8 protein-coding genes and 3 pseudogenes are annotated in these 12710 nt (G+C 72.0%); 5 read left to right on the forward strand and 6 right to left on the reverse strand.

Features of this window, described 5'->3' with window-relative positions:
* Positions 1 to 4: 4 nt before the first annotated feature.
* The 4 genes from K4B79_RS20290 to K4B79_RS20305 all read right to left on the reverse strand — a co-directional run bounded on the left by K4B79_RS20290 (position 5) and on the right by K4B79_RS20305 (position 4921).
* Positions 5 to 2203 (reverse strand): xanthine dehydrogenase family protein molybdopterin-binding subunit, encoded by a 2199-nt coding sequence (locus tag K4B79_RS20290; protein WP_232028205.1) that lies wholly within the window; start codon positions 2201 to 2203, stop codon positions 5 to 7.
* A complete protein-coding gene (locus tag K4B79_RS20295) occupies positions 2200 to 3180 on the reverse strand; it encodes an FAD binding domain-containing protein (RefSeq protein ID WP_232028206.1) in 981 nt (326 codons plus the stop codon). Before K4B79_RS20295 ends, K4B79_RS20290 begins: the two co-directional genes overlap by 4 nt.
* Positions 3181 to 3186: 6 nt before the next feature.
* Positions 3187 to 3837 (reverse strand): (2Fe-2S)-binding protein, encoded by a 651-nt coding sequence (locus K4B79_RS20300; RefSeq protein WP_232028207.1) that lies wholly within the window; start codon positions 3835 to 3837, stop codon positions 3187 to 3189.
* Between the two features lie 67 nt (positions 3838 to 3904).
* Positions 3905 to 4921, reverse strand: a complete 1017-nt coding sequence (locus K4B79_RS20305) for a zinc-dependent alcohol dehydrogenase family protein (RefSeq protein WP_232028208.1) — start codon at positions 4919 to 4921, stop codon at positions 3905 to 3907.
* Positions 4922 to 5076: 155 nt separating this feature from the next.
* On the opposite strand from K4B79_RS20305, the gene K4B79_RS20310 reads away from it, so the two are divergent.
* On the forward strand, positions 5077 to 5994 hold the full coding sequence (locus K4B79_RS20310) for a helix-turn-helix domain-containing protein (RefSeq protein WP_232028209.1): 918 nt from the start codon (positions 5077 to 5079) through the stop codon (positions 5992 to 5994).
* A 13-nt stretch (positions 5995 to 6007) separates the two neighbouring features.
* Here the strand turns inward: K4B79_RS20310 and K4B79_RS20315 are convergent, their stop codons facing one another.
* Complete coding sequence (locus K4B79_RS20315; protein ID WP_232028210.1) at positions 6008 to 6799, reverse strand: polysaccharide deacetylase family protein; 792 nt, start codon at positions 6797 to 6799, stop codon at positions 6008 to 6010.
* Positions 6800 to 7045: 246 nt separating this feature from the next.
* On the opposite strand from K4B79_RS20315, the gene K4B79_RS20320 reads away from it, so the two are divergent.
* Positions 7046 to 8347: an alpha/beta hydrolase gene (locus K4B79_RS20320; protein WP_232028211.1), complete on the forward strand. Its 1302-nt coding sequence runs from the start codon at positions 7046 to 7048 to the stop codon at positions 8345 to 8347.
* A 36-nt stretch (positions 8348 to 8383) separates the two neighbouring features.
* Here the strand turns inward: K4B79_RS20320 and K4B79_RS20325 are convergent, their stop codons facing one another.
* Positions 8384 to 9601 carry a L,D-transpeptidase gene (locus tag K4B79_RS20325; RefSeq protein WP_232028212.1) on the reverse strand — a complete coding sequence of 406 codons (1218 nt, stop codon included), beginning with the start codon at positions 9599 to 9601 and terminating at the stop codon, positions 8384 to 8386.
* Positions 9602 to 9802: 201 nt separating this feature from the next.
* On the opposite strand from K4B79_RS20325, the pseudogene K4B79_RS20330 reads away from it, so the two are divergent.
* The 3 pseudogenes from K4B79_RS20330 to K4B79_RS20340 form a co-directional block, all read left to right on the forward strand.
* Positions 9803 to 10120 (forward strand): annotated as a pseudogene (locus K4B79_RS20330) (peptidoglycan bridge formation protein FemAB); the annotation flags it as partial.
* An 80-nt stretch (positions 10121 to 10200) separates the two neighbouring features.
* Positions 10201 to 11425: pseudogene (locus tag K4B79_RS20335) on the forward strand (RNA-guided endonuclease InsQ/TnpB family protein).
* Between the two features lie 51 nt (positions 11426 to 11476).
* A pseudogene (locus K4B79_RS20340) lies at positions 11477 to 12685 on the forward strand (lipid II flippase MurJ); the annotation flags it as partial.
* Positions 12686 to 12710: the final 25 nt, after the last annotated feature.

Below are 12710 nucleotides of genomic sequence, written 5' to 3' on the forward strand. Positions count from 1 at the left end.
TGGGTCAGAGCAACGCCTCGGCGGTGATGGGCAGTTCGCGGACACGGCGGCCGGTGGCGTGGAAGACGGCGTTGGCGAGCGCGGCCGCCACCCCGACCTGGACGATCTCCCCGACTCCCTTGACGCCGAGCGGATCGGCCCGCGTGTCCTCGCCCTCCAGGTAGATCGCCCTGAGGTCGGGGATGTCGGCGTTGACCGGGACCAGGTAGTCGGCCAGGTTGGCATTGACGATCCGGCCGTCGCGGTGGTCGGTGACCGTGTGCTCCAGGAGCGCCTGGCCGATGCCGCCGACCATGCCGCCGAGCGCCTGGCTGTCGGCGAGCTTGGGACTGACGATGCGGCCGCAGTCGTACACACCGAGCATCCGCCGCACCCGCACCAGACCCAGCGTCGCGTCCACCGCCACCTCGGTGAAGACCGCGCCGTAGGAGAAGTACGAGTGCCGGGCTGGCTCCGGCGGACCGGCGTACGAGCCGTCGGCTTCGAGGCGGGCGAGGCCGTTGCGGGCCAGCAGGCTCCGGTACGTCTCCCCGCGCGCCGGGTTCCCCCGCACGTGCAGCCGGCCGCCGCGCACCACGACGTCCTCGGCGTCGGCACCGTACAACGGCGATTCCCCGTCCTCGACCGCCAGTGTGACCGCCTGCCGGCGGACCTTGTCACAGGCGTCGAGGGTGGCCGTGCCGACGCTCGCCATCGTCATCGAGCCGCCGTGCGGCGGGGTCTGCGGGTAGAGCGAGTCGCCGAGCCGGAAGTCGACCGCCCGCATGGCGAGGCCGAGCGCGTCGGCGGCGACCTGCGTCTGGGAGGTGTAGGTGCCCGGACCCATGTCGCTGGCGGCCGCCTCGACCACCGCGGTGCCGTCCGCGCCCAGGCGGACCCGGGCCCGCGCCGGCATGCGCCCGGGGTCGTAGACGGCCGCGGCCATGCCCAGACCGATCAGCAGTTCCCCGTCACGCGTCGAGCGGGGCCTCGCATCGCGCCGGTCCCAGCCGAACTCCCGGGCTCCCACGGTGTAGCACTCGCGCAGCCGACGGGTGGACCAGGGCAGCCCGTTGGACTCGTCCTCGGCCGGCTCGTTGCGCAGGCGCAGCTCGATCGGGTCGACGCCCAGTTCATGGGCGAGTTCGTCCATGGCCGACTCGATGGCGAAGGACGCGTTCGCGAAGCCCGGACCGCGCATCCAGATCGGGGTGTTCACGTCCAGGGGCACCTTCCGGTACGCCTGGCCGACGTGGGGCGTGCTGTAGAACATCTGGCCGGCGAGCATGATGGCCTCGTCGAACGTCTCGTACGACGAGGTCTCCGCGTCCATCTCATGGACCGCCGCGGCCAGCCGCCCGCGCCGGTCACTGCCGAGCCGCAGCCGGTACTCGTACGCGGGCCGGAAACCCGTGCCGAAGTACTGCTGCCTGCGGCCGAGGACCAGCTTGACCGGACGTCCCGTCTCCCGGGCGGCGAGCGCGGCGACGACCGTGTGCGGCCAGCAGCGCAGCCCGCTGCCGAAGCCGCCGCCGACGAACGGCGAGATGACGCGCACGGACGCAAGGGGCAGGCCGAACACCGTGGAGAGCTCCGTCTGCGTGCCCACCACCCACTGCGTCTTGTCCCACACCGTGAGCCTGTCGCCGTCCCAGCGGGCGACGGTGGCGTGCGGCTCCATCGGATTGTGGTGGTTGCGCGCCATGCGGTACGTCAGATCCAGGCGTACGGCCGCCGCGCGCAGGGCGGCGTCCGCGTCACCGCGCGCGTACTCGGTCGGTTGGTCCGGCGTGGCCGCGGCCATGTCGGTCGAGGGCTTCTCGGCGTCGTAGCGGACCTTCACCAGGCTCGCGCCGTGCTGCGCGGCCTCCAGGGTGGTGGCGACGACGACGGCGACCGGCTGGCCGTGGAAGAGGACCTTGTCGTCCTGGAAGACCCGCAGCCTGCGCCCGCCCGGCGGGTTGTTCGACCCCGGATTGTCGCGGTACGGCAGCTTCGGCGCGTTGCCGTGGTGGATCACCCGCAGCACGCCCGGCTGGGCCTCGGCGGCGTCCGCGTCGATGGACGTGACACGGCCACGACCGACACTGCTGTCGACGATCACCGCATGCAGAACACCCTTGGCTTCGTGTTCGGCGGCGTACAGGGCCCGGCCGGTGACCTTCAGCCGGCCGTCCACCCGGGACAGCGGCGCTCCGACGGCCGACCGTGGCTGGGGGCTCACCTGGTACCTCCTACGACGCGCAGCTGGCGTTCGACGGTCCGTTTCAGCAACTCGACCTTGAACCGGTTGTGTTGAAGGGGATGGGCACCCTCTGCCGCTCTGGCGGCGGCGGCCGTCCACAACGCGCCCGAGGGACGCTCGCCGACGAGGTGCCGCTCGACGGCCGGCAGCTTCCATGGCACCGTGCCCACACCCCCGGCGGCCACGCGCGCCTCCCGGATCAGCCCGCCGCGCACATGCAGCGCCACGGCCGCCGAGGTCAGCGCGAACTCGTAGGACTGCCGGTCGCGCACCTTCAGATAGCCCGACTTCAGCGGACGGGGAAGAGCGGGAATCTCCACGGCAGTGATCAATTCGCCATGCCTCAAGGCCTGTTCACGCTGAGGGGTGCTCCCCGGACGCAGCAGAAAGTCGGCGAAGGCGATACGGCGTTCCCCGTCCGGGCCCAGCAGGTGCACGCTCGCCTCCAGCGCCGCGAAGGCGACGGCGACGTCGGAGGGGTGGGTGGCCACGCAGGCGTCGGAGGTGCCGAGGATGGCGTGGGTGCGGTTGACGCCCTCGCGGGCGGCGCAACCCGAGCCGGGCTGCCGCTTGTTGCAGGCCGCCGTCACGTCACGGAAGTAGGTGCAGCGGGTGCGCTGCATGATGTTCCCGCCGATGGTGGCCATGTTGCGCAACTGCGCCGACGCGCTCAGCTCCAGCGCCTCGGAGATCACCGGATACAGGGTGCGCACCTTGGGGTGGGCGGCGGCCTCGGACATGGTCACCAGCGCGCCGATCCGCAGCCCGCCGCGCTCGGTGACGGTGACCTCGCCCAGGGGCAGACCACTGATGTCGACCAGCGCCTCGGGCCGTTCGACGGTCTCGCGCATCAGGTCGACGAGGGTGGTGCCGCCGGCGAGGTAACGCCCGCCGCGACGACCGGCGTTGAGGGCCTCGCGCGTGTCGGACACGCGCGTGTAGGTGAAGGGGTGCATCAGGCCTCACTTCCGGCCGGCGGCGGTCTGTTCGACCGCGCGCACGATCTTGACGTAGCAGCCGCAGCGGCAGATGTTGCCGCTCATCCACTCCCGGATCTCCTCCGGCGAGCCCGTGTGGCCCTCCTGGATGCAGCCGACCCCGGACAGGATCTGGCCGGGGGTGCAGTAGCCGCACTGGAAGGCGTCCTGCTCGATGAACGCCTGCTGCAACGGGTGCAGTTCGTCGCCCTTGGCCAGGCCCTCGATCGTGGTGACCTCGGCGCCCTCCAGCCGCACGGCCAGGGTCAGGCAGGAGTTGACCCGGCGGCCGTCGACCAGGACCGTGCAGGCGCCGCAGGCCCCGGCGTTGCAGCCCTTCTTCGAACCGGTCAGGTCCAGGTGCTCGCGCAGCAGGTCCAGCAGCGAGGTCCGGTTGTCGACCGTCACCGTCCGGCGGGTGCCGTTGACCGTCAACGACACCCGGCTCGCGGGCGGCGCCTGGGCGGCGGCCGCGTTCTCCGAGTCGACCAGGACGGACCCTCCGATCACCCCGCCCGCCACGACGGCACCGCCGACCACCGTGGTGGTGGCGATGAAGGTGCGCCGGGTGGGCGCCGGGGAGGACAGGTCGGCCTCGGCGGGGGGTGGGGCGGTGGACGCGGGTTCAGTGGACATGGGTTCGCCTCGCATCGGTGAGGGGTCGGCCGCGTGCGGCAGCTGGGCAGGTGGGGGGCGGGACCGGTCAGACGGTGAGGAGGGCCTTGACGGCGCGGCGCTCGTCCATGGCCCGGTACGCCTCGGCCGCCTCGTCGAGCGGGACGGAGAGGTCGAAGACCTTGCCGGGGCTGATCCTCCGCTGCCAGATCAGGTCGATCAGCTCGGGCAGGAACCGGCGCACCGGGGCGGGACCGCCGACCAGGTGGACCTGTGAGAAGAACAGCTCCTCGCCGACGAGGGCGACATCGTGGGAGACGCCGACGAAGCCGACGTGGCCGCCGGCGCGGGTGGAGCGGATGGCCTGGTTCATGGATTCCTGGGTGCCGACCGCCTCGACCACGGAGTGCGCGCCGAGGCCGCCGGTCAGCTCCTTGATCCTGGCCACGCCCTCGTCGCCGCGCTCGGTGACGAGGTCGGTGGCGCCGAACTCCAGGGCGAGCTTCTGACGGGACGCGTGCCTGCTCATCGCGATGATCCGCTCCGCGCCGAGCTGCCGGGCGGCCAGGACCGCGAGCAGGCCGACCGCGCCGTCGCCGACGACCGCGACCGTCCTGCCGGGGCCGGCCTCGGCGGCGACCGCGCCGAACCAGCCGGTGCCGAGGACGTCGGAGGCGGCCAGCAGGTGGGGGATCAGGTCGGCGTCGGGCATGCCCGGGGTGGGGACCAGGGTGCCGTCGGCGTTGGCGATCAGGGCCCGCTCGGCCTGGGTGCCGGACTGGAAGACGCGGTGCACGCAGGAGGACGGCCAGCCCGAGCGGCAGATCTCGCAGACACCGCAGGAGGTGGCGAAGGAGCCGACCACGAACTGGCCGGGCCGGACGTTCCTGACGTCGGCGCCGACCTCTTCCACGACACCGGCGTACTCGTGCCCCATCCGGGCGGGCCCGTCGAGGGGCTCGACGCCGCGGTAGGGCCACAGGTCCGAGCCGCAGACACAGGCCGCCGAGAGCCGGATGATCGCATCCGTCGCGGCGGTGATCCGGGGCTCGGCGAGCTCTTCCACCCGGACGTCGCCGGGAGCGTGCAGGACTGCGGCGCGCATGAGGGGCACTCCTCGGGGTTCTGACCGGCCGCCGCGGCGGCCGGGGCCGTTTCGGGCCACGAAACCCCTCCCGTCGCCCGCGCGGGGAGGCTGCGTTTATAGGGGGGACAAGCTCGACCCCCCTTGTCCGGCTTCCGGGCCGTAGCGTGGACGGCATGGAAAGCCGCTCCCACAATCGCGCCGACATCCGCGACTTCCTGGCCCGGCGGCGCGCCCAGCTCACCCCGGAGCAGGTCGGGCTGCCGGCCGGCGGCCGCCGCCGGGTTCCGGGGCTGCGCCGGGAGGAGGTCGCGGTCCTCGCGGGCGTGAGCACCGAGTGGTACACCCGGCTGGAGAAGGGCCACATCAGCGGGGTGTCGGAGGACGTGCTCGACGCCGTCGCCCGCACCCTGCAGCTCGACGACGACGAGCGCACCTACCTGTTCGACCTGGCCAGGGCCGCCCAGCCCAAGCCGGTGTCCCGGCGCCGTCGCACCCCCGTCGAGATCCCGCCCCGCGTGCAGTGGCTGCTCGACTCCGTGACCCTGTCGGCGGCGTTCGTCACCAACGGCCGCCTGGACATCGTGGCCGCCAACGCCCTGGCCCGCGCCCTGTTGGCCCCCGTCTTCGCCCACGGCCGTACCGCGGGCGCACCGGGCCGCCCCAACTTCGCCCGGTACTACTTCCTCGACGACGGCGCGCACGACTTCGCCGACGACTGGGACAGTGCCGCCGACATCACCGTCGCCCTGCTGCGCGCCGAAGCCGGCCGCTGTCCCCACGACAGGACGCTGCGCGAGCTCGTCGGCGAACTGTCCACCGTCAGCACCGAGTTCCGTACCCGCTGGGCCGCCCACAACGTGCGTATCCACCACGGCGGCGACAAGTGCTTCCACCACCCCGAGGCGGGCTTCCTGGCACTCACCTACCAGTCGCTCGACCTGCCCGTGTCCGCCCACGAGGCGCACCGCCTGACCATCTACACCGCCGAGCCGGGCACCCCCGACGAGGACCGCCTCAAGCTCCTCGCCAGCTGGACGGCGACCGGGCCCGGGACGCCGGAGCCCACCGCGGACCAGGATCTTCGGTCCTAGCGCGGCATCCCGCTCACCGCACCTGGAGCACGGGGAAACCGAAGGAGTACCCCTGCTCCTTCAGCCACGGCAGGACCTCGTTCAGGGCGGCCACGGTCTGGGAGCGGTCGCCGCCGGCGTCGTGGAAGAGGAGGGTCGGGCCGTTGGAGATCTCGTTCTTGACGGTGGCGACGATGGCGTTCGTGCCGGGCCGCTCGAAGTCCTTGGTGTCGACGTTCCAGCCGAGCGGGCGCATGCCGCGGGACGCGGCGAGGTGGCGGCTGTAGGGGGTGAAGGCGCCTCCCGGGGCCCGGTAGTACAGCGGGCGGACGCCCCCGGACGCCTCGGTGATCATGCGTTCGGCGTCCAGGATCTGCTGTGACTGGTAGGCCTCGGCCTTGTGGTCCATGGTGACGTCGTGCGAGACGGTGTGGTCGCAGAGCCGGTGCCCGGCCGCCACCACAGCCCTGACCAGGTCCGGATGGGCTTGGGCCTGCGTGCCCACCATGCAGAACGTGGCCTTCACGCCGTTGTCCCGCAGCACCTGCAGCACCCGCGGTGTCCAGACGGGGTCCGGCCCGTCGTCGATGGTGATGTTGACACCGCGGGCACCTCCGTCCGAGGCGTGCGCGATCTCCGCCGGCACCGGCGCCGCCTTCCGGCCGGAGGACGCGGCGGGAGGCCCCGAGACACCCGCCCGGCCGGGCCCACCGTCGGCGGAGCCGGCCTGCGCGTTCCAGAACGAGGCCAGGGCGGCCACCGCGGTCACCCCGAGCGCCGCCGCGACCACCTGGCCGTACCATCCCCGTCCGCCGCTTCGCACCATGCCCGCCGTCCCTGCCCTGCCGTCGCTGTGGAGTCCGTGCGTCCGGCAAGAGGGGAGAAGGCGGCCGGGGGATCCGCCTGTTACCGATCACGCACAATTCCGCGGCGGTCCGCGGACAGAACACCGTGGCGTCGTGAGGTACATCTCCCTGCCCTTTTTGTGCTCATTGGGGAACGCGGAGGGATCCGCGGCCCTCCTTCTGCGTGAAGGCAGAGTGCACGGCAGGGAAGTCGGAGAACGAGTGTCATGGATCTGACCAGCGAGACGACCGTTTATGTGATGGTGGCCCTCGCCGCCGCCTGTGTGGCACTGCTGGTCTGGCTGTGGCCACGGTTCGCCCGGCGAGGGGTGCGGCAGGTGCTCGCACGGCTGGTGGCCATCGGGACGACCCAGGTGGTGATCGTCGCGGCGTTCGCGTGCTGGCTGAACTCGTCGTACCAGTTCTTCGGGTCGTGGGGCGAGCTCTTCGGCCGCGTCGAGACGGCCCCCGTCGGAGTGACGCAGGCGGGCGGCGGTGTCGGCACGGGGAACGAGGTCGCCGTCAAGGGAGCGCTGGTGCAGCCGGCCACCGACGAGCAGCTGAGCCGGGTCAGCGGACTGCCCACCGGTCCCGCCGCGGTGAACGGGCGCGTGGAGTCGGTGAAGGTCATCGGCCGCCGCACGGGCGTGGTCGACCCGGCCTTCGTCTACCTGCCGCCGCAGTACTTCCAGAAGGCGTACCAGCGGCAGCGCTTCCCGGTGATCGTCGCGCTCAGCGGGTACCCGGGCAGCATCTTCAACCTCGCCCAGTATCTGCGGGTGTCGCAGACCGCCGGGGAGCTCCAGCGGAGCGGCCGGATGCAGCCGACCATCATGGTGATGATCCGGCCGACGATCGCGCCGCCGCGCGACACCGAGTGCGTGGACGTACCGGGCGGCCCGCAGACCGAGACCTTCCTGGCCAAGGATCTCCCCGACGCCCTGAAGTCCGCCTACCGGGTGGGCCACGACGCCAGTGCCTGGGGCGTCATGGGCTACTCCTCCGGCGGCAGCTGCGCCCTGCAGCTGACGATGCGCGATCCGCACGTGTACACGACGGCCGCGGCCCTGTCGCCCGACTACAAGGTCAAGGACGATCCGACGACCGGCGACCTCTTCGGCAGCGGCCCGGACCGCGCCGACCGGATCAACGGCCACGACCTGATGTGGCGGCTCAAGCACCTGCCCGCTCCCCAGGTCTCCGTCCTGGTGGCCGAGAGCAAGCACGGCGAGCGCGGTTACCCGCAGACGCAGGCCTTCATCAAGGCCGTCAAGCCGCCCATGCGCGTCGCCTCGATCCTGCCCGAGCACGGCAGCCACAACTTCCCCACCTGGGTACAGGAGATGCCCCCCGCCCTGGAGTGGATGAACCAGCAGCTGACGTTCCCCCAGGACGTCGTACCCCGCCACCACAAGAGCAAGAACAAGAGCAAGAAGGGGCCGGGAGCCGCCGACCGCCCCGCGACCGGTCACGGCACCCTGCGCGCGGACGGCACGGAGCCCACCCCCACCACCGGGACGCGCCGGTGACGCCTCCCCGGGCCACCACTCCGGCCCCGCCCCGTCTCAGCGCAGCGCGCTCATCCCCTTCCACTCGGCCCACGGGACGTTCCACGCGCCGAAGCCGTTCCCCGGTGCGACCACGCCCTTGGTGTCCTCGCCGGTGATCTCGAAGGGGTCGCCCGGCCGCACCTGCGCGTAGAACCAGGCCGCGTCGGCGTCGCTCATCCCTATGCACCCGGAACTGCGGTTGGCGTTGCCGAACCAGCGGGCGTTCCAGGGGGCGGCGTGCGCGTACATGCCGGACCAGGTCAGCCGCATCGACTGGTCGACCATCTTGTCGTAGGCGTCGGCGAGGCCCACCGTCTCGGAGTTCATGTTGATCGTGCCCTCCTTGGCCATGAGCACGGCGGTCCCGCGCCAGGAGCGCTTGTCGCCGCCGGGTGTGCCGCCGGAGACCGGTATGCGCCGGACCGTCTCGCCGTCCCGGACTAGGGTGAGCCGGTGGCGGTCGAGGTCGACCTCGACGATCTGCCGGGCGCCGACGGTGAAGGCCGTCGTGTAGTCGCGTACGAACCAGCCGCCGCCCGCGCCCGAGTCGGTGCCGTTCAGCTCGGCGTTCAGCGTGACCTCGGTGCCGGGCTTCCAGTACGCCTTGGGCCGCCAGTCCACGCGGTCCCGGCCCGACCAGTCGCGTATCCAGCCCCAGGAACCCTCGGTGCCGTTCGAGGTGGTGATCCTGAGCTGCCGCTCGACCTCCGCCTTGTTCTTGACCGGATTGTCGAAGACCAGGGAGATCGGCTGGGCGACACCGACGGTGGTGCCGGTGCCCGGCCGCCAGTCGACCTTGTTGACCTTGTCGGCCGGAGCGGTGGTGAAGGCGGCCCTGGTGGTCCGGGCGGTTCCGGCCTCGGACCGGGTCGCCGCCGTCACCTCGTAGGCCGCGCCGGGCACGGCCTTGCGGGCGGAGACCCACGACCGGCCGTCGGCGGCGGCCTTGCCGGCGAGCCGGTGGCCCTCGGCGTCGGTGACGGTCACCGAGGTGAGCCTGCCGCCCGCGGCCACGACCCGCACGGGCTCGCCCGCCGGGACCCGTTTCCCCGCGGGCGTGACGGTGACCGTGACGGGACGGTCGTCGGCCTTCGGCTTCACCTTGGTGCCCGTGGCGCCGGTGGAGCCGCCGGACGAGCAGGCGGCGAGCGGCACCAGCAGGGCGGCGACGGCGGTGGTCATGACGGTGGCCCGGACACGGGCGTGGGCGAGTACACGGGTGCGGGGCAACATGACCTCCGAGAGCGGCGAACAGGGCTGGATGTCGTGACTGTAGAGCCGTAAAACCCGAGGTCAGCCGCTGTGGAGCGATGTGACGGCGTCTGGTGAGGAACGGTCATGGTCCCGTCACATTCACCGCGTGGAGCGGTCATGGACCGCTGTGAACCTCCTGCCAGTCCCCGCGACCGGCCCGGGGAGAAGGAGGCTCAGACTGTGTCAGCGCTGCTCGTGCCGCCCAGCCGCGTGTGCTCAGCACGGAACCGGGGTGTGGTGGCCCTGCGCACCATCACCCCGGAGACCTACCGTGCCTTCCTCGCGTCCCCCGAAGGCGCCGCGCTGGGCGCCGGTTTCCTCCAGTGCCCGTCCTGGGCCGACGTCAAGGAGGGCTGGCGCTCCCGACTCCTCGGCTGGGGCCCGGACCCCGAGGCCGGCGCCCTGACCGGCGTGGCCCTGGTGCTGCTACCGGGGTTTATGCGTGGTGCATTGGCCTTCAAGCCGGTGGTAAAGCGAATCCGGGCCTGGCGACCCGAAGCGTTGCCGAATCGTTCCAGCGGAGCTGGATTCGGCTGATCCGTCCCGGACTGTCAGTGACCGGTGTTAGCGTCCGGATCATGCAGCTTCGGTATGCCTTCCGCCTCGACCCGACGCCGGGCCAGCGCATCGCGCTGGCCCGGGCGTTCGGGTGTGCGCGGGTGGTGTACAACGACGCGATCATTGCGAGGGAGTGGGCGCGGGCGGCGGGGGCGGCGTTTCCCAGCGCGGCAGCGCTGTCGAAGACGCTGGTCACTGAGGCGAAGAAAACCCCTGAGCGGCACTGGCTGGGCGAGGTGTCCGCGGTGGTGTTGCAGCAGTCCCTGAGAGATGCCGAGATGGCCTACCGCAACTTCTTCGCCTCGCTGAAGGGGGCAGCGTAAGGGCCCGAGACTGGGCGCGCCGCGTCTGAAGTCCCGCAAGGATTCGAGGCAGTCGGTCCGGTTCACCGCGAACGCCCGCTGGTCCATCACCGCCTCGGGGCGGCTGACCCTGCCGAAGATCGGCGAGGTGAGGGTGAAGTGGTCCCGCACCCTGCCCGCGGTGCCGTCCAGTGTCACCGTCGTCAAGGACGCGGCCGGGCGGTACTTCGCGTCCTTCGCCGTCGACACCGACCCGGCCGTCGACGCCGCCCGAATGCCCGACAGCGACCAGAGTGTGGGCATCGACCTGGGACTTGCCCACTTCGCGGTCCTGTCCGACGGCACGAAGATCGGCTCCCCGCGGTTCCTGCGCCGCGCGGAGAAGAAACTCAAGAGGGCCCAGCGGGAGCTGTCCCGCAAGCAGAAGGGATCGAAGAATCGCGAGAAGGCCCGCCTGAAGGTGGCCCGCGCGCATGCCCAGGTCGCCGACGCGCGCAGCGAGTTCCACCACCAGCTTTCCGCACAGCTGATCCGCGAGAACCAAGCGGTTGCCGTGGAGGATCTGGCGGTCAATGGACTCGCGCGCACCCGGCTGGCCAAGAGTGTGCACGATGCGGGCTGGGCGCAGTTCGTGGGCATGCTGGAGTACAAGGCGCATCGGTATGGGCGTACCTTCGTGAAGGTCGGCCGGTTCGAGCCCACCAGCCAGGTGTGCTCCACATGCGGCCATCCAGACGGGCCCAAGCCCCTTGATGTGCGGGAGTGGACCTGCACGGCCTGCGGCACCGTCCACGACCGGGACCACAATGCCGCACTCAACGTCAAACAGGCCGCCGGACTGGCGGTTGCAGCCTGTGGAGCGCAGGTAAGACCAGAACCCGTTCCGGCACAGCGTACAGAAGCAGGAAGCCACGGAAGCCCGCCCGATGCCTGTGCCGCGTAGCGGCACAGCAAGGAGCGGACAGGCCAGAATCTCCCGACTTCAGGAGGGAGAGCGAGTCAATGCCTGCCCCAGATCTTCTTCTTCCTCGGGCTGTTCACCCTGCTCGGGCAGGTGCTCAACGCACGGGGCCGGTTCGGCGCGATGATGTGGGCGCCGGTCCTCAACAACCTCGTCGTCATCGCCGTCTTCGGCCTGTACCTGGCCCTGGCCATGGGCGGCGGCGACACGCTCACCGCGACCGAGACCGCGGTCCTCGGCTGGGGCACCACCGCCGGTATCGCCGCCCAGGCCCTCGCCCTCGTCCCCGCCCTGCGCGCGGCCCGCTTCCGCTGGCGGCCCCGCTTCGACTGGCGCGGCAGCGGACTGACCCGCCCCCTGCGCGCGGCCGGCTGGCTGGTCCTGCTGGTCCTGGCCAACCAGGCCGCCTACTGGGTCACCACCCGGCTGGCCACCGCCGCGGGCCAGGGCGGCGGCCCCGGATTCGGCGCGTACAACAACGCCTACGCCCTGTGGGTCGTCCCGCACGGCATCATCACGGTCTCCGTGGTGACCGCCTTGATGCCCCGGATGAGCGCGGCCGCCGCCGACGGGGACACCGCCGCCGTACGCCGCGATGTCTCCCACGCCCTGCGCGTCTGCGCCTCGGCCGTCGTACCCGCCGCCTGCGCGCTGTTCGCGCTCGCCCCGCCGGTGATGGCCCTCGTCTTCGGCCACGGCCGGACCAGCGCCGCCGACACGGCCGCCATGGCCGGGATCCTGATGGCCTTCGCGCCGGGACTGATCGCCCTGTCGGGCCAGTACGTCCTGTCCCGCGCCTTCTACGCCCTCTCCGACACCCGTACGCCCTTCCTGCTCAACCTCGTGATCGTCGCCCTGAACGCGGGACTGCCCCTGGCCGCCGCCCACCTGCTGCCGGCCCGCTGGGCCGTGACGGGCATGGCCGCGGGGTACTCCCTGGCGCTGTGCGTCGGCTGGGCGGTGACCGGCCTGGTGCTGAGCCGCCGGCTCGGCGTCGCCCGCCCCCTGCGCTCGACCGCCGCGGGCGCCCACGCGCGGCTGCTGCTCGCCGCCGTGCCCGCCACCGCGCTGGGCCACCTCGCGGCCACGGGCGCGCTGCGGGCCGGGGCCCTGGTCGCCGCAACCGCCGGTACGGCCGTCGTCGTCCTCGCCTTCGCCCTGCTCGCGCGTCCGCTGCGGCTCACCGAGCTCCAGGCGCTGCTCTCCGGCGTGCGCCGGAGACTGACCCGCACCCGCACCTGACCGTCACCTCCGACCGTCACCTCCG

This window comes from Streptomyces lincolnensis (genome assembly GCF_021173675.1).
Taxonomy (GTDB): Bacteria; Actinomycetota; Actinomycetes; order Streptomycetales; family Streptomycetaceae; genus Streptomyces; species Streptomyces lincolnensis_B.